The organism is Devosia lacusdianchii, assembly GCF_022429625.1.
GTDB classification, from domain to species: Bacteria; Pseudomonadota; Alphaproteobacteria; order Rhizobiales; family Devosiaceae; genus Devosia; species Devosia lacusdianchii.
Genome location: NZ_CP092483.1, coordinates 1,089,971 through 1,105,504 on the forward strand (window position 1 = coordinate 1,089,971; position 15,534 = coordinate 1,105,504).

Annotated in this window: 17 protein-coding genes; 11 read left to right on the forward strand and 6 right to left on the reverse strand. The window is 62.9% G+C overall.

What is annotated here, in order from left to right; translation table 11 throughout:
- Positions 1-19: 19 nt before the first annotated feature.
- The 5 genes from MF606_RS05320 to MF606_RS05340 form a co-directional block, all read right to left on the reverse strand.
- A complete protein-coding gene (locus MF606_RS05320; protein ID WP_240232711.1) occupies positions 20-931 on the reverse strand; it encodes a TIM barrel protein in 912 nt (303 codons plus the stop codon).
- 17 nt (positions 932-948) lie between these two features.
- Positions 949-2,064, reverse strand: a complete 1,116-nt coding sequence (locus MF606_RS05325) for an ABC transporter ATP-binding protein (protein ID WP_240232712.1) — start codon at positions 2,062-2,064, stop codon at positions 949-951.
- An 8-nt stretch (positions 2,065-2,072) separates the two neighbouring features.
- Positions 2,073-2,990 (reverse strand): ABC transporter permease subunit, encoded by a 918-nt coding sequence (locus tag MF606_RS05330; protein ID WP_240232713.1) that lies wholly within the window; start codon positions 2,988-2,990, stop codon positions 2,073-2,075.
- Between the two features lie 10 nt (positions 2,991-3,000).
- Entirely contained in the window at positions 3,001-3,885 is an 885-nt protein-coding gene (locus MF606_RS05335; protein ID WP_240232714.1) for an ABC transporter permease subunit, read from the reverse strand.
- A gap of 65 nt (positions 3,886-3,950) precedes the next feature.
- Positions 3,951-5,291 (reverse strand): extracellular solute-binding protein, encoded by a 1,341-nt coding sequence (locus MF606_RS05340; protein ID WP_240232715.1) that lies wholly within the window; start codon positions 5,289-5,291, stop codon positions 3,951-3,953.
- A 199-nt stretch (positions 5,292-5,490) separates the two neighbouring features.
- On the opposite strand from MF606_RS05340, the gene MF606_RS05345 reads away from it, so the two are divergent.
- Both MF606_RS05345 and phnN read left to right on the forward strand, forming a co-directional pair.
- Positions 5,491-6,639: an alpha-D-ribose 1-methylphosphonate 5-triphosphate diphosphatase gene (locus MF606_RS05345; RefSeq protein ID WP_240232716.1), complete on the forward strand. Its 1,149-nt coding sequence runs from the start codon at positions 5,491-5,493 to the stop codon at positions 6,637-6,639.
- The gene (gene phnN, locus MF606_RS05350; protein ID WP_240232718.1) at positions 6,636-7,199 is read left to right on the forward strand and encodes a phosphonate metabolism protein/1,5-bisphosphokinase (PRPP-forming) PhnN; all 564 of its coding nucleotides are present in this window, start codon (positions 6,636-6,638) and stop codon (positions 7,197-7,199) included. Before MF606_RS05345 ends, phnN begins: the two co-directional genes overlap by 4 nt.
- Here the strand turns inward: phnN and phnF are convergent.
- The gene (gene phnF / locus MF606_RS05355) at positions 7,196-7,921 is read right to left on the reverse strand and encodes a phosphonate metabolism transcriptional regulator PhnF (protein WP_240232723.1); all 726 of its coding nucleotides are present in this window, start codon (positions 7,919-7,921) and stop codon (positions 7,196-7,198) included. The two genes, phnN and phnF, sit on opposite strands and share 4 nt — an antisense overlap.
- Positions 7,922-7,997: 76 nt before the next feature.
- Between phnF and phnG the strand changes: the two genes are divergently transcribed.
- The 9 genes from phnG to phnD all read left to right on the forward strand — a co-directional run bounded on the left by phnG (position 7,998) and on the right by phnD (position 15,506).
- The gene (gene phnG, locus MF606_RS05360) at positions 7,998-8,453 is read left to right on the forward strand and encodes a phosphonate C-P lyase system protein PhnG (RefSeq protein ID WP_240232724.1); all 456 of its coding nucleotides are present in this window, start codon (positions 7,998-8,000) and stop codon (positions 8,451-8,453) included.
- Between the two features lies 1 nt (position 8,454).
- Positions 8,455-9,054, forward strand: coding sequence for a phosphonate C-P lyase system protein PhnH (phnH, locus tag MF606_RS05365; protein ID WP_240232734.1), 600 nt, complete (start codon positions 8,455-8,457; stop codon positions 9,052-9,054).
- Position 9,055: 1 nt separating this feature from the next.
- On the forward strand, positions 9,056-10,144 hold the full coding sequence (locus tag MF606_RS05370; RefSeq protein WP_240232736.1) for a carbon-phosphorus lyase complex subunit: 1,089 nt from the start codon (positions 9,056-9,058) through the stop codon (positions 10,142-10,144).
- Positions 10,141-11,016, forward strand: coding sequence for an alpha-D-ribose 1-methylphosphonate 5-phosphate C-P-lyase PhnJ (locus MF606_RS05375; protein ID WP_240232738.1), 876 nt, complete (start codon positions 10,141-10,143; stop codon positions 11,014-11,016). Before MF606_RS05370 ends, MF606_RS05375 begins: the two co-directional genes overlap by 4 nt.
- 136 nt (positions 11,017-11,152) lie before the next feature.
- Positions 11,153-11,929, forward strand: coding sequence for a phosphonate C-P lyase system protein PhnK (gene phnK, locus MF606_RS05380; RefSeq protein WP_240232745.1), 777 nt, complete (start codon positions 11,153-11,155; stop codon positions 11,927-11,929).
- Between the two features lie 204 nt (positions 11,930-12,133).
- Positions 12,134-12,835 (forward strand): phosphonate C-P lyase system protein PhnL, encoded by a 702-nt coding sequence (gene phnL, locus MF606_RS05385; protein WP_240232753.1) that lies wholly within the window; start codon positions 12,134-12,136, stop codon positions 12,833-12,835.
- Positions 12,832-13,443 carry an LbetaH domain-containing protein gene (locus MF606_RS05390; RefSeq protein WP_240232755.1) on the forward strand — a complete coding sequence of 204 codons (612 nt, stop codon included), beginning with the start codon at positions 12,832-12,834 and terminating at the stop codon, positions 13,441-13,443. Before phnL ends, MF606_RS05390 begins: the two co-directional genes overlap by 4 nt.
- Before the next feature lie 270 nt (positions 13,444-13,713).
- A complete protein-coding gene (gene phnC / locus MF606_RS05395; protein ID WP_240232757.1) occupies positions 13,714-14,535 on the forward strand; it encodes a phosphonate ABC transporter ATP-binding protein in 822 nt (273 codons plus the stop codon).
- Between the two features lie 62 nt (positions 14,536-14,597).
- A complete protein-coding gene (gene phnD, locus MF606_RS05400; protein WP_240232766.1) occupies positions 14,598-15,506 on the forward strand; it encodes a phosphonate ABC transporter substrate-binding protein in 909 nt (302 codons plus the stop codon).
- Positions 15,507-15,534 lie beyond the last annotated feature (28 nt).

The following is a 15,534-nucleotide window of genomic DNA, read 5'->3' on the forward strand; positions in this document are numbered from 1 at the left end:
CCGCCCTTCTATTGGATGGTTACTGCGCCGCAACCGCTTCCGGCTGATCCAGCCCAGCCAACCGCCGCGCCCGCGCCAGGCTCTCCGGCTGCTCGCTGCGGTGGCGGCGGCCGATTTCCATCATCATGATGGTGTCAGGCAAAAACTCGAGTTCGGCAAAGATCGAGTCCCAGTCGATATCGCCCCAGCCGAGCGGCATGTGCAGGTCGCCGATGCCCATGGCGGTGTTTTCCTGCGGGTGGAACGCCTTGTAGAAGGCCTGCGGGCGGCCGAAGCTGTCATGGACATGCAGGTGCCCGGTAACCGGCGCCATGGCCGCGATCTGCTCGCGGAAGTTGAGGCCCTTATAGGTGCTCTCGATATAGGCGTGGCTGAAGTCGATCAGCGCGACCACATTGGGATGGTTCACTGCCTTCACCGTCTCGGCCACTTCCGCCGGGGTCTGGCGATACTGGCCGGGCTCGGTGGTGAAGATGTTCTCGAAGGCGATGCGCACGCCATAGGGGCGGGCGAAATCGCCAAGCTCGGTCAGCGCTTCGCGCTCGCGGATATCGGCCTCTGCGCGCTGGTGAATCTGATCGGCCCGCAATGCGCCACCATGCTGCACGAGGATGCGCGCGTCGATGCGGTCGCAGACCTCGACCAGCGCCTTGGCGGCTTCCATCTGGAACTGGGCGGTGTCGGGATCCATGAAGTTGGACGAGACCAGACCATGCACCGTGTAGCGGAAATCGAACTGGCTGGTGATGGCGATCAGGCGCTCGAGACGCTGCGGCAGGATGCGGCCGCCCGAGATCAGGTCGATACCGGTGAGCCCGAGCTCGACCGTGTCGACGCCGATATCGGCAAGACGGCGCAGATCGGCTTCGAGGCTGAACAATTCGCCGTCGTCGGAACCGGAATTGAAGCCGGTGGCAATGATATTACCCATAATGTCTCTCCCTGGGGTCAGGCGTTGATGCGGGAATTGGTGGCGGCGCGTTGAGATGCACCGAGTTCGACGCGGCGGCCGGTATCGTGGCTGAAAACGTGCAGGTCGGCCTCGGCAATGGCGAGGTGAACAGGCAGGCCGGTGCCCAAGGCGTCGGTGCCGGTATCCACGGCGACGATGCGGCTGCCATCGGCATCGGCATAGACCAGTCGCGAAGCGCCCAGCTCTTCGGTGTAATCGACGACAGCCGTGATGGCCCCCTTGGTACCGGCAGCCACGCGCTGCACCAGCTCGGGACGTATGCCGATGGACACTTCCTTGCTGACCAGATCGGGCGCCACTGTGGGCAGGTGGATCATCCCGCCCTTGCCATGCCGGAAGTAGCCGTCCTGGCCAAAGAAACCGCGCACTAGGTTCATGGCGGGGGAGCCGATGAAGTCGGCAACGAACAGGCTGGCGGGGCGATGATAGACCTCGCTCGGCTTGCCAACCTGCTCGACCACACCGGCATTCATGATGATCAGCCGATCGGCCAAGGTCATCGCCTCGGTCTGGTCGTGCGTCACGAATACCGAGGTGACCCCTAGGCTGCGATGCAGGTTGCGCACTTCGGCACGCATGGCGACGCGCAGCTTGGCATCGAGGTTGGAGAAGGGTTCGTCGAACAGGAACACCTTGGGCTCGCGCACCATGGCACGGGCCATGGCGACGCGCTGGCGCTGGCCGCCCGAGAGTTCGCCCGGCTTGCGATCGAGATAGGGATCGAGGCTGACCGATTTCGCCACCTTCATCACCTTGGCATCGCGTTCGGCGCGCGGCATGCCGGCAACCTTGAGCGCGTAGCCGATATTCTGGCGGACGCTCATATGCGGGTAGAGCGCATAATTCTGGAACACCATGGCGCAACCGCGTTCACGCGGTTCGAGCTTGTTGACCACGGTGCCGCCGATGGCGATCTCGCCCTCGGTAATGTCCTCGAGGCCAGCGATCATGCGCAGCAAGGTGGACTTGCCGCAGCCCGAGGGACCGAGGATGACGACGAACTCGCCCGCTTCGATTTCGACATCCACGCCGTGGACGACATTGGTTTTCTGGTAGCGCTTCTTGACGCCGGAAAGAGTGATGGCAGCCATGTTGTGTCTCACTTATCGCGGGAGATGAGGCCACGCACGAACCAGCGCTGCATGAAGGCAACGATGAGGAGCGGCGGGAGCATGATGATGAGGGCGCCGGCCATGGTGACATTCCAGTCGGGCAGGCCGTTCTGATCGGGGATGAGCGCTTTGAGCTGCATAACCACGGTGCCGTAATTGGCCCGGTCGGTGGTAATGAGCAGTGGCCACAGATACTGGTTCCAGCTCGAGACGAATAGGATCGTGGCCAGCGCCAGCATATTGGTTCGGCTCAGCGGCAGCAGCACATCCCAGAAGAAGCGCAGCGGGCCCGAGCCGTCCATCTTCGAGGCCTCCACCAGCTCATCGGGGATGGTCATGAAGAACTGGCGGTAGAGGAAGGTGCCCGTGGCTGTCGCGACGAGCGGCAGGATGAGGCCGGTATGGGAGTTGAGCAGGTTCCACTCCAGCGAGACCTGCACGCCGGCCAGCGTGTTCATCAGCCAGGAAATACCCGTGACGTCGAGTATCATCTGGAACGGCAGCAGTGCGTTGGCGGCGATGGAGTAGGTCGGCACGATGCGCACTTCGAGCGGCAGCATCAGCGTCACGAAGATCATCCAGAAGCAGAACATGCGGGCGCGGTAGTTGAAAAACACGATCGAGAAGGCCGAAAGCGAGGCCAGCACGATCTTGCCGACGGTGACGCCCACCGCGACGATCAGGCTATTGATCATCTTCGGGCCGAGATCGGCGCGGGTCCAGGCCTCGTTGAGGTTGTCGAGAAGGTGCGAGGACGGCCACAGTACGATCGGCACCTGGCTGACTTCCGTCAGCGACTGCGAGGCAGCGACGAAAGTGATCCAGAAGGGGAGCACCACCAGCACGAGGCCCAGCGTCATGGCCGCATAGGTGATGAAATCGAATAGGGGGGAGCGTTCGATCATGGGACGGTCCTCAATGATAGTGGACGCGCTTTTCGACCCATTTGAACTGGACGAAAGTGAGCGCGATGACGAGGAACATGAGGACGATCGACTGGGCAGCGGCGCCCGAATAGTCGAGCCCTTTGAAACCGTCGAAATAGATCTTGTAGACCATCACCTCGGTCGAGCCGTAAGGCCCGCCTTCGGTCATGGTGTCGATGATGCCGAAGCTGTCGGTGAAGCTCGAGATCAGGTTGATGATCAAGAGGAAGAACACCGTCGGCGCGATCAGCGGCAGCTGCAGGTCGAGCATGCGCTGCCACGGGCGGGCACCATCCATGGCGCCGGCTTCCGAGATGGAGCGCGGGATCATCTGCAGGGCAGCAAGGAAGAAGATGAAGTTGTAGCCGATACCGAGCCACGCATGGCACATGATGACCATGAACAGGGCCTGGAAACCGTTGATGGCCGGGTTCCAGATGCCCGGAAACATCTGGTTGATGGCGCCGACCAGCCCCGATTCCGGAGCAAAGATGAAGCGGAAGGCAACTCCGGCTGCGGGGGCCGCAATGGCGTAGGGCCAAACGAAAACCGACTGGAACAGACGGGTGCCCTTAAGCGCGCGATCGACGAACGTGGCCAGGACCAGCGCCACCGTCATGGAAAGGCCGGTGGTGAGCATGGCGTAGAAGGCGCTGCGGCCGACCGTCGTCCAATACTCGTTGTCGCGGAAGATAGAGAGGAAGTTGTTGAGCCCGGCCCAGGTGTTGCCACCACCCCAGGGCTGCTCGAGCGTGAACGCCCAGAACATCGCCTGGCTCGTCGGCCAGTAGAAGAAAACCAGCACAAGCAGCAGCTGGGGGGCGATCAACAGCCAGGGCAGGACCGGATTATTGTAATAGGCGCGTCGTTCCATGGCCGCCTCCGCGAGTGAGAACAGAAAAAGGCACGGACGGCTTAGCCGCCCGCGCCCGGGTCAGATCAGGGGAGCTGAACGCCAGCGTAGGTGGCTTCGAACTTGCGCAGGATTTCGTTGCCCTTGGCATCGAAATCGGTCAGCGACTGCTTCACGTCGGCATTGTTGAACAGCACGTTCTGGATGGTCTTGACCATCTCGGCGCGGATCGAGGCGTAGTTGCCGAGGCGGATACCGCGGGTGTTCTCGGTGGGCGGGGTAGCGGTCAGGCTGCCAATCGCCAGTTCACGGCCAGCGTAGGGAGCGGCGCTGTAGAAGCCGTTGGCGGTCATGGCGTCAAAGCCCGAATTGGTCACCGGGATGTAGCCGGTAACGGTCGACCACCACTCGGCCTGCTTTGGCGTCGAGATGAAGGCAAAGAAGGCGGCAGCGCCGGCATATTCTTCGGCCGTCTTGCCCTGGAGGGTCCAGAGCGAAGCGCCACCGACGAGGCTGTTGGTGCGTTCGACGCCTTCACGCATCGGCAGCATGGCAACCTGCCAGTTGAGGCCTTCGATGGCCTTGGCGGTGACAGTGCCGTGACCGGCAACCGAACCCGAGAAAATCTGGCAGTCGCCGGCGGCGAAAGCGTCCAGGTCGTTCTGGCCGACATCCTTGCTCTTGTGGACGAACAGACCTTCGTCATACATCGCCTTGATCCAGGTCAGCTGATCGACGAACAGGCCCTGGCTGACGACGAGCTCGGCATCGAGTCCGCCAAAGCCGTTGCCCTTGGTGGCGATGGGCTGGTTATGGATCGCCGAGAACTGCTCGAACCACTGCCAGGCGCCGGCCGGATCGAAGCCGACCGGGCATTCGTAGCCGGCGGCCTTCATCTTGCGCGCGGCGTCTTCGACTTCAGTCCAGGTGGTCGGGGTAGCGTCGTAGCCAACCTTGGCCAGCGCATCCATGTTGTAATAGATCATCGCGGTCGAGGAGTTGAACGGCATCGACAGCAGTTCGCCGGTCGAGGTCGAGTAGTACGAGGCGATACCGGAGAAATAGTCGTCCCAGTTCACGTCGAGGCCAGCCTCGCCCATCACGGTCTTGACCGGGACATAGGCGTTCGACAGCATCAGGTCGAGCGTGCCGGCGTCGAAGATCTGGGTGATGGTGGGGTGCTTGTTGGCGCGATAGGCAGCGATGGTGTTCTGCAGGTTCGCGTCGTAATTGTCCTGGCTCACGCAGGTGATTTCGTAGTCGGCCTGCGAGGCGTTGAAGTCCTTGCACATGTCCTGGATGCGGTCGGACAGGTCGCCGGAAAGGCCATACCAGAATTCGAACTTGGTCTGGGCCATGGCGGGGGCAGTTGCCAGCGCGAGCGCTGCGATCGTTGTTGCTGCGCTGAGCAGCCGGGTGCGTGTCATTTGGGCCTGTCTCCGAAAGGGAATGCCTAGAGGCGGCCGGACTCCTAGTGACGCTGTTTGACGGTTGCCTTGCAGAGCGGTGACTATTAACCGACAGTTCCATGACGCTTGGATGAACTTCGCTGGTCGCCAAACTGTCATGAAATTCGGCTAGCGCAGGGCGCATACACACGCACATAAAACGCAAGATCGGCACGCCATGAACACAGTCGCCCTCGGAGAACTCGTCCTCACCAATGCCCGGATCGTCCTGGCCAATGAAGTGCTGGAAGGTTCGATCCGCGTCGATGGCGGGGTGATCACCGATATCGGCGCGCCGGGGCGGAGTGGGGTCGATCTCGAAGGCGACTATTTGATTCCTGGCCTCGTCGAACTCCACACCGATCATCTTGAAACCCACTACGCCCCGCGTCCGAAAGTACGCTGGAATCCGGTAGCCGCGGTGCAGGCGCATGACGCGCAGATTGCCGCCTCGGGCATAACCACGGTTCTGGATGCCATCCGCGTCGGTCTCGACGAGAATTCGGACATGGGCGCAACGGAAATGCAGACGCTGATGCACGCCATCGCTGCCGGCACCAAGGCCGGCCGCCTGCGCGCCGAGCATCACGTGCATCTGCGCTGCGAAGTCTCAGCTCCGGACTGCCTCGAGTCATTCAACCTGCTCAAGGACGATCCACAGGTGCGCCTGGCCTCGCTGATGGACCATGCGCCGGGCCAGCGTCAGTTCGCCAGCATGGACGCCTACAAGGTCTACTATCAGGGCAAGCTCAAGATGAGCGACGCTGCCCTTGAGGATTTCACCCAGCGTCGCAATGCCGAGTCGCGGACCTATGCCGGCCCACACCGTCGGGCCATCGCCCAGGCCTGCCATGACCTTGGTATCGTCCTCGCCAGCCACGACGACGCCACGCGCGATCACGTCGAGGAAGCCGTCGCGCTCGGTATCGACGTAGCCGAGTTCCCCACCACGATCGAAGCCGCCAAGGCCTCGCGTCAGGCGGGCATGGCCATCCTCATGGGCGGCCCCAACGTGGTTCGTGGCGGCTCGCACTCCGGCAATGTCTCGGCGCGCGCCCTGGCCGAAGCGGGCCTGCTCGATATCCTGTCATCCGACTACATTCCCTTCTCCATGTTGCAGTCGGCATTCTCGCTCGCCGAAACCGTGGAGGGGATAAGTTTGGCCCAGGCGGTGCAATTCGTCACCAAGCGCCCCGCCGAAGCAGGCGGATTCCATGATCGCGGCGAGATCGCCATCGGCAAGCGCGCCGACTTCGTTCACGTCCGCGTCGAGGACGGCATTCCGATCGTGTTGACGGTCTGGCGCCAGGGCAGGCGGGTGATATGAACGGCACCTTCGTCGCCGTTGTCGGCCCGAGTGGCGTCGGCAAGGACAGCCTGATCGGCTTTGCCCGCGAACGCCTGGAAGCCAGCGGCCGCGTAGTCTTCGTGCGCCGCGTGGTGACCCGGCAGGCCGATGGCGGCAGCGAAGACCATGACAGCATGGACGTCGCCGCCTTCGCCGAAGCCGAACAGTCCGGCGCCTTTGCGCTGAACTGGGATGCGCATGGCCTGCGCTACGGCCTACCGATCGGGTTAGAGCGCGACCTGGCGGCTGGCCGCGTGGTGGTCGCCAACCTGTCGCGTGCGGTCATACCGGCGCTTGTGGCGCGTTACCCCGAAGCCATTGTGGTATCGGTCACCGCCGACCGCGAAGTCATCACCAAGCGCCTGGCAAGCAGAGGGCGCGAAACTGCGGAGTCGATCCAGCGCCGGCTTGATCGCAGCGTGGCGGATCGGTTGCCGCCGAGCACGGTGGTTATCGACAATTCAGGCGAGCTGGAGACGGCGGGCAAGCAATTCGTCAGCTTGCTGGAAGACGCTGCTGGTCTGGCCGTGCGGGCCTAAACCACCAATTCCATGCGCTCCGCCGGAAAGCGGCTGAGCGCGTAAGATATTGGTTCGCCTTCGCTATCCACGTCGACCGCCTCCGACACCAGCAGAATGGCACCCGGCGCCAGCCCCAGCAGTTTGGTCTCCTCGATGTCAGCATGCCGGGCCGAAATTCTGGTCGAGGCGCGCGAATAATCGGCAATGCCGTAGCTGGCAAAGGTGTCGGTCGTAGACTGCATCTGGGCGATGCGCTCGGCAAAATCGGGAAAGCGCCGATAGGGCAGCCAGGTCGTCGACCGCGAGATCGGCCGGCCGTCCGCGATCGACATGCCCTCGATGCGAACTACCTTCGCGCCGGGTTTGAGCGAGAGCGCGGTGGCGACCGTAGCCGTGGCATTCTCGATCTTGTGGCTGATGCTGCGTGAGGTAAGGCTGGACGCCTGGCCTTTGAGGCCTTCCCGGAATCGAGTGCGCTTGCCGATGGGATAGCTGAGCCGCTTGGCATTGCGCACGAAGGTGCCGCGCCCCTGTTCGGCGCCCACCACACCCTCTTCGGCGAGCACCGCGATGGCGCGGCGCACGGTGTGGCGATTGGCGGAAAAGCGTTCAGCCAGAACAGCTTCGGTCGGCAGGCGGTCGCCGCTGGCCAGTTTGCCGCCGACGATATCGAGGCGGATCGCATCGGCAATGCGCCGCCACAATGCCACGCCACCCAGCTCGTCTTTCAAAACTGTCATTGCATTTTCACACAGGAAGAGTAGCACCGGACTCAGGACATTAGTTGTCTAGTTCATTAGACAAATAGAGGCAAGTATGCAGACAGCATCCTCCATCGATAACGGAGCCAGAAAGGCCGCACTCGATGTGCTCGCCGCGGCGCCGTCACGCGCTTTGGCGGACCTGTGGGACCGCTGGGCCGACAAGCCGGAGCACACAAAGGTGCGTGGGCCGGAAGTCGGGCTGGTCATGGTGCGGGGCCGCGCCGGTGGCGGTGGAGCGCCGTTCAACCTGGGCGAGGCCAGCGTCGCCAGGGCCAGCGTGCGCATTATGACCGGGCAGGTGGGGCACGGGTATTGTTTGGGCCGCGATATGGCCAAGGCGGAGGCGATCGCCGTGATCGACGCGCTGTGGCAGCGTGAGCCTGATCGGGTCGAGGCGGAAATTATCGAGCCGCTGCGGGCACTTGCCATCGAGGCGGATCAGAAGCGCCGTGACGAGTCGGCGGCGACGAAGGTCGATTTCTTCACCATGGTACGGGGAGATAACTGAGATGGACCTCGGTCTAGAAGGCGGATTTGCCGAACCTGTGCTGCAATCCCAGACCTGTTTCCGGGCGATCATGGACGCGCTGGCTAACCCCGGAACGATCCAAAAACTCGCTACACCCGTGACCGCTAGTGGTGGCCTGACGACCGAGTTGGTTAGCACACTGTTAACGCTGACCGACCACGACACCAGTATTTGGCTCGATAATGCGACACGCAGCGACCGCGCCGTGTTGGACTATGTTAACTTTCACACCGGTGCGCCGGTGGTGGCCGAGCCGGGCAAAGCGAACTTCGCTTTCGCAAGCGGCGCCGCGCATTTGCCGCCCCTCGATCAGTTCAACCTCGGCACCCAGGAATACCCCGATCGCTCGACCACAATCGTGCTGGCCGTCGAGGCTTTGAGCGGCGGCGCCGAGCTGATCATCCGTGGTCCGGGGATCAAGGAGCACGGCCATATTAGCCCGGTCGGGCTGCCCGGGGATTTCGTGGCGCAGTGGGCGGCCAATCGCGAACTGTTCCCGCGCGGCATCGATCTGCTGCTGGTGGCCGATGGCGCGGTGATGGGCCTGCCGCGCTCGACCCGCATTTCGGAAGGACATTGACATGTACGTAGCCGTCAAGGGCGGGGAAGCCGCCATTGCCAATGCTCACGCACTGCTGGCCGACCGCCGCCGTGGCGATCGGTCGGTGCCCGCGCTGCGCATCGACCAGATCGTCGAGCAACTTGGGCTCGCGGTGGATCGCGCCATGGGCGAGGGCTCGCTCTATGACAAGGAACTGGCGGCGCTGGCTTTGGTGCAGGCGCGTGGCGACCTGATAGAAGCGATCTTTCTGGTCCGCGCCTATCGCACCACGCTGCCACGCTTCGGTTATTCCCAGCCGATCGAGACGGGCGAAATGCTGATCGAACGCCGCATTTCGGCGACCTTCAAGGACCTGCCCGGTGGGCAGATGCTGGGGCCGACCTTCGACTATACTCACCGCCTGCTCGATCCCTCGATCGTCGATGGCGATGTGCCTGCGCCGATCGTTCGCGAGGCCGAGACGGAACAGGCGCCGCGCGTCACTGACCTTCTCGGACGGCAGGGGCTGATGGAGCCCGATGGCGAGACCGATCCCGATCGCGATGTCGGCGACCTGACGCGTGAGCCGCTGGACTTTCCACTGGATCGCGACCTGCGCCTGCAGGCGCTGGCGCGTGGCGACGAGGGGTTCCTGTTGGCGCTCGGCTACTCGACCCAACGCGGCTATGGCCGCAGCCATCCATTCGTCGGCGAGATCCGCATTGGCGAAGTCGATGTCGAGTTCGACGTGCCCGAGCTGGGCCTTGCCGTGAACCTCGGGCGCATCCGGGTGACCGAGTGCCAGATGGTCAACCAGTTCAAGGGCTCGGCGAAAGTGCCGCCACAATTCACCCGTGGCTACGGACTGGTCTTCGGCCAGGCTGAGCGGAAGGCCATGGCCATGTCGCTGTGCGACAGGGCGCTGCGGGCCCGCGAGTTTGGCGAGGACATTGTCGCACCGGCGCAGGATGAGGAGTTCGTCATTTCGCACTCCGACAATGTGCAGGCGACCGGCTTTGTCGAGCATTTGAAGCTGCCGCACTATGTGGATTTTCAGGCGGAGCTGGACCTGATCCGGCGCATGCGGGCGGAGCATGATGCGGCCGAAATGAAGGAGGCCGCGGAATGAACGCCGTCGCCCAATACAACTTTGCTTATCTCGACGAGCAGACCAAGCGGATGATCCGGCGGGCCATTTTGAAGGCCATCGCCATCCCTGGTTATCAGGTGCCATTCTCGTCGCGCGAAATGCCCATGCCCTATGGCTGGGGCACGGGTGGCGTGCAGGTGACGGCGTCGATCATCGGGCCAGAGGATGTGCTCAAGGTCATCGACCAGGGCGCTGACGACACCACCAACGCTGTTTCGATCCGGGCTTTTTTCGCCAAGGTCGCGCAGGTGGCAACGACCACCCATACCGCCGAAGCCACCATCATCCAGACCCGCCACCGCATTCCGGAAAAGGCGCTGGGGCAGGGGCAAATCCTGGTCTACCAGGTACCGATCCCCGAGCCGCTGCGCTTCCTCGAACCGCGCGAAACCGAAACGCGCAAGATGCATGCGCTTGAGGAATACGGGCTGATGCACGTCAAGCTCTACGAGGACATCGCTCGCCACGGCCGCATCGCCACGACCTATGCCTATCCGGTCAAGGTCGAGGGCCGCTACGTAATGGATCCGAGCCCGACCCCCAAGTTCGACAACCCCAAGATGCATATGAGCGAGGCGCTGCAGTTGTTCGGCGCCGGGCGCGAGCATCGCATCTACGCCGTGCCGCCGCATACTGAAGTGGTGAGCCTCGATTTCGAGGATCATCCATTCGAGATCCAGCATTTTGCCGAGCCCTGTGCTCTGTGCGGGGCGGAGCAGGTGTATCTGGACGAGGTCATTCTGGATGACCGGGGCGGGCATATGTACGTCTGCTCGGACACCGACAATTGCGAAGAACGCCGGGAAGCGGGGCACGTTGGTGCGCTGGGGATGAAGGAGGCGGCGGAATGAGTGATTGGCAACTCTTCACCTCTCCCTTTGGGGGTGAGGGGGCCTTCCTCCTCACCGCATCAAGAAAAGGCCCCCTCACCCGACCCAAGAGGGTCGACCTTTCCCCCGAAGGGAGAGGTAAGGAAGGATATATCCAATGACTACCGAACCCCTTCTCCGCGTCGAGAACCTGACCAAATATTACGGCAGCCGTCTCGGCTGCGCCGATGTGAGTTTCGAGCTCTGGCCGGGTGAAGTCCTGGCCATTGTGGGGGAATCCGGCTCGGGCAAGACCACGTTGCTGAACTCCCTGTCGGCGACGCTGGAGCCGAGCTCGGGCCGGACCCTCTACCGCATGCGCGATGAGCAATGGCGCAATATCTATGAGCTGAGCGAAGCCGAGCGGCGTTTCCTCGTCCGCACCGACTGGGGCTTCGTGCACCAGAACCCGGCCGATGGCCTGCGCATGACGGTATCGGCCGGCGCCAATGTCGGCGAGCGGCTAATGGCCGTGGGTGACCGGCATTATGGGCATATCCGCGACACGGCGCTCGACTGGCTCGGGCGCGTTGAGATCGCGGCGGACCGTATCGACGATCAGCCGCGCTCCTTCTCCGGCGGCATGCGACAGCGCCTGCAGATCGCCCGCAACCTGGTGACCGGGCCGCGCCTGGTGTTCATGGATGAGCCGACTGGCGGCCTCGACGTGTCGGTGCAAGCGCGCCTGCTCGATCTGCTGCGTGGGCTGGTGGGCGAACTGGGGCTGGCAGCAATTGTCGTGACCCACGACCTCGCCGTCGCCCGACTGCTCAGCCATCGCATGATGGTGATGAAGGATGGGCGGGTGATCGAGGCCGGTCTCACTGACCGCGTGCTGGATGATCCGCGTGAGCCTTACACGCAGCTGCTGGTTTCCTCGATTTTGCAGGTGTGAGGCATGGAACTTGTCACCACCACAGGACGGCACCTCCCCCTGGATGGGGGAGGCTGGGAGGGGGGGGGCGCGCATGCTCAGTTTGCGGCGAGATACCCCCTTCCTGCTCGATTCAACGGACTTAGCTGAAGCTAAGTCCTGTCTCGCTTCCCTCCCCACAAGGGGGAGGGTGGGTGCAAGAGCCGGAACTTCGGAGTACATGCTATGACCGCGCTTTCCGTTCAAAATCTCGCCAAGACCTTCACCATGCATCTGCGCGACGGCGTCGTGCTGCCGGTGGTGGAGAATGTGAACTTCGATGTCCAGGCCGGCGAGTGCGTCGTGCTGGGCGGACCTTCGGGGGCGGGCAAGAGTTCGATCCTCAAGATGGTCTATGGCAATTACGGCATCGATGCCGGGGCCATCGTGATCCGGCACCATGGAGAGGCGGTCGATCTGGCAGCGTCCGACCCGCGCACGGTGCTGACGCTCCGACGGGACAGCATTGGCTATGTCAGCCAGTTCCTGCGCACCGTGCCGCGTGTCTCGGCGCTCGACGTGGTGGCCGAGCCGCTGGTGATCCGTGGCGTCGACAAGACCGAGGCTCAGCAGCGCGCCCGCGAACTGCTGGCCCGGCTCAACCTGCCGGAAAGGCTGTGGTCGCTGCCTCCTGCCACCTTCTCGGGTGGCGAGCAGCAGCGCGTCAACATTGCACGCGGCTTCATCACCGATCACCCGGTCTTGCTGCTGGACGAGCCTACAGCATCGCTCGATGCGACCAACCGCGCCGTAGTGGTCGCCATGATCACTGAGAAGAAGGCCGCCGGCGTGGCCTTGCTGGGGATTTTTCATGACGACGATGTGCGGGAACGGGTGGCGGATCGCATCGTCGACGTGACTGCATTCGCGCCGAGGATTGCCGCATGACCCGGCTTTCCGAAAAACCCTTCGTCCATCCAACCGCTCAGGTGACGGGCTCGACGCTAGGCCGGTACACCGAGGTCGGCGCCGGCAGCCATGTGTCGCGTTCGACGCTGGGGGATTACGCCTACTGCGTTGAGAATACGCAGATTGCCTATGCCCAGATTGGCAAGTTCGCCAACATCGCCAGCCATGTGCGCATCTATGCCAGCATGCATCCGATGGAACGGGCCTCACTGCACCACTTCACCTACCGCTCGGCCTGGTATTTCGAGGGTGAGGAAGATGACCAGGGCTTCTTCGACTGGCGCGCCGGGCAGGGGATCACCATTGGTCATGATACCTGGATAGGTCATGGCGCGGTGGTGATGCCGGGGGTGAGGATCGGCAATGGGGCGATCATCGGCTCCAATGCCGTGGTGACAAAGGACGTGGCGGATTTCGCCATTGCCGTGGGCGTGCCGGCGCGAACCATCAAGCAGCGGTTTAGTGATGATGTGGCTGGACGGCTCGATGCGATGGCGTGGTGGGACTGGAGCCACGAGAAGTTGCACGAGGCGCTGCCGGATTTCCGCAAGCTGGGGATCGAGGCGTTTCTGGAGAAGTATGAGTAGGCGCTGCACCATTCTCATACGCGAACGTCCCCCTCGGGCTTGACCCGAGGGCTTTGTACTTACCGAAGGTTTCCGCAAGTGAAGAGCCCTCGGGTCAAGCCCGAGGGTGACGCGCGGTGGGTTTGGCGGCGCCTGTGCCAAAGTGCTTCTGCCGCCCGCGACAACCCACCACAGCTGCCCGGTGCACAGTCACCAAACCGTCACGCAAGTGTAATCCCAGCTTCATGACACCGCCCTAGGTCTGCCGCAGTTCAACGGCGAGGGCGCCTGATGCTCAAGATTTCCAACGTTTCACGACGTTTCGGTGACAAGCTTGCCGTCAGCGACGTGAATCTCGAAATCCCGCAAGGGCAGATGGTCGGCATTATCGGCCGCTCGGGCGCTGGCAAGTCGACCCTGCTGCGCATGATCAATCGCCTGGCCGACGTCTCCACTGGTTACATCGAATACGAGGGCGTTCGCACGTCGGAATTGCGCGGGCAGAACCTGCGGAACTGGCAGCGCGATTGCGCCATGATCTTCCAGCAGTTCAACCTAGTGCCGCGCCTCGACGTCATCACCAATGTGATGCTGGGCCGGCTCAACGGACGCAACCCACTCCTCAATCTGCTGCAGGTGTTCTCGGCCGACGAGCAGCTTGAAGCGCTCAAGGCGCTCGAGCGGCTCGATATCGCCGCGACGGCGACGCAGTGGGCGCAGACCCTGTCGGGTGGCCAGCAGCAGCGCGTAGCGATTGCCCGGGCGCTGATGCAGGGCCCCAAGCTGATCCTGGCCGACGAGCCGATCGCCAGCCTTGACCCGCGCAATGCCCAGATCGTCATGGACAGCCTGCGCGACATCAATGCCGAAGGCATCACCGTCATCACCAACCTGCATACGCTGGATACGGCGCGCGCCTATTGCGAGCGTATCATCGGCATGGCGCAGGGCAAGGTGGTGTTCGATGGCACGCCCAACGAGCTCACCACCGACGTGGCGCGCACCATCTACGGCGCCGACGGGCTCAAGGAAGCCTTCTCCGAGGCGATGACCTCGACCTCCATCGCACCAATCACCCTCAAGACCGCCGCCGTCGTCAATCCGGCGCCGTAACAGAAGTTCCGCTGCCGGATATCCGGCTGCCGACAACCACGCGTCACCAAAGGAAACACTCCATGTCCGCGATCCGTAAAGTCCTCCTGGCCTCCGTGGCCCTGACCATGTCGACCGCTGCCTTCGCCCAGGACGTCACCGTTCTGCGCATCGGCCTCGATGGCGGCGAAAACGAAGCTGACCAGCTTCGCCGTTCGGAATGCGTTGCCGAGCCGCTGAAGGCCGCCACCGGCGTTTCCGAAGTCCAGTTCTTCCCCTCGCCTGACTATAACGGCATTATCCAGGGCCTGCTTGGCGGCACCATCGATATCGCCATCATGGGTGCGTCATCCTATGCCTCGATCTACCTGCAGGACCCGGAAGCCGTTGACCCGGTTCTGACCACCCAGCAGGAAGACGGCTCGACCGGTTACCACACCATCATGGTCGCACGCGCTGACTCCGGTATCACCGACCTGGCCTCGACCAAGGGCAAGAAGCTCGGCTTTGCTGATCCGGACTCCACCTCGGGCTACCTGATCCCCAACGTTGCGCTGCCGACCGATATCGGCGCGCCGATCGCTGAATTCTACAGCGAAACCGGCTTTGGCGGCGGTCACGAAAACCTCGTCCTCGGGGTCCTCGACGGCACCTGGGATGTCGGCACCACCTTTGGCTCGGGCCAGGGCGAATTCTCGGAAGGCTACACCTCCGGCAACCTGCGCATCATGGTCGACAAGGGCCTGCTCGACATGGACGACCTGGTTGAAGTCTGGCAGTCGCCGATCATCCCGAACGGTCCGCTGATGGTCTCCAACAAGCTCCCAGCCGACATGAAGGACAAGGTCACGGCCTTCTTCAAGGGCCTGCCGGAAGCCGACTTCGAGTGCTTCGACGCCTTCACCGCTGGTGGCTACACCAACTTCGTCGACGCCGACCAGCAGATGTACCAGACCATCATCGACGCCCGTAAGTCGGTTATCGGTGGCTAACTGCTACCTGGCCTGAACCACACACGAT

Coding starts and splice junctions, on each gene's coding strand:
- MF606_RS05320 (WP_240232711.1), bottom strand. CDS start 931: ATGGGTAATATCATTGCCACCGGCTTCAATTCCGGTTCCGACGACGGC.
- MF606_RS05325 (WP_240232712.1), bottom strand. CDS start 2,064: ATGGCTGCCATCACTCTTTCCGGCGTCAAGAAGCGCTACCAGAAAACC.
- MF606_RS05330 (WP_240232713.1), bottom strand. CDS start 2,990: ATGATCGAACGCTCCCCCCTATTCGATTTCATCACCTATGCGGCCATG.
- MF606_RS05335 (WP_240232714.1), bottom strand. CDS start 3,885: ATGGAACGACGCGCCTATTACAATAATCCGGTCCTGCCCTGGCTGTTG.
- MF606_RS05340 (WP_240232715.1), bottom strand. CDS start 5,291: ATGACACGCACCCGGCTGCTCAGCGCAGCAACAACGATCGCAGCGCTC.
- MF606_RS05345 (WP_240232716.1), top strand. CDS start 5,491: ATGAACACAGTCGCCCTCGGAGAACTCGTCCTCACCAATGCCCGGATC.
- phnN (WP_240232718.1), top strand. CDS start 6,636: ATGAACGGCACCTTCGTCGCCGTTGTCGGCCCGAGTGGCGTCGGCAAG.
- phnF (WP_240232723.1), bottom strand. CDS start 7,921: ATGACAGTTTTGAAAGACGAGCTGGGTGGCGTGGCATTGTGGCGGCGC.
- phnG (WP_240232724.1), top strand. CDS start 7,998: ATGCAGACAGCATCCTCCATCGATAACGGAGCCAGAAAGGCCGCACTC.
- phnH (WP_240232734.1), top strand. CDS start 8,455: ATGGACCTCGGTCTAGAAGGCGGATTTGCCGAACCTGTGCTGCAATCC.
- MF606_RS05370 (WP_240232736.1), top strand. CDS start 9,056: ATGTACGTAGCCGTCAAGGGCGGGGAAGCCGCCATTGCCAATGCTCAC.
- MF606_RS05375 (WP_240232738.1), top strand. CDS start 10,141: ATGAACGCCGTCGCCCAATACAACTTTGCTTATCTCGACGAGCAGACC.
- phnK (WP_240232745.1), top strand. CDS start 11,153: ATGACTACCGAACCCCTTCTCCGCGTCGAGAACCTGACCAAATATTAC.
- phnL (WP_240232753.1), top strand. CDS start 12,134: ATGACCGCGCTTTCCGTTCAAAATCTCGCCAAGACCTTCACCATGCAT.
- MF606_RS05390 (WP_240232755.1), top strand. CDS start 12,832: ATGACCCGGCTTTCCGAAAAACCCTTCGTCCATCCAACCGCTCAGGTG.
- phnC (WP_240232757.1), top strand. CDS start 13,714: ATGCTCAAGATTTCCAACGTTTCACGACGTTTCGGTGACAAGCTTGCC.
- phnD (WP_240232766.1), top strand. CDS start 14,598: ATGTCCGCGATCCGTAAAGTCCTCCTGGCCTCCGTGGCCCTGACCATG.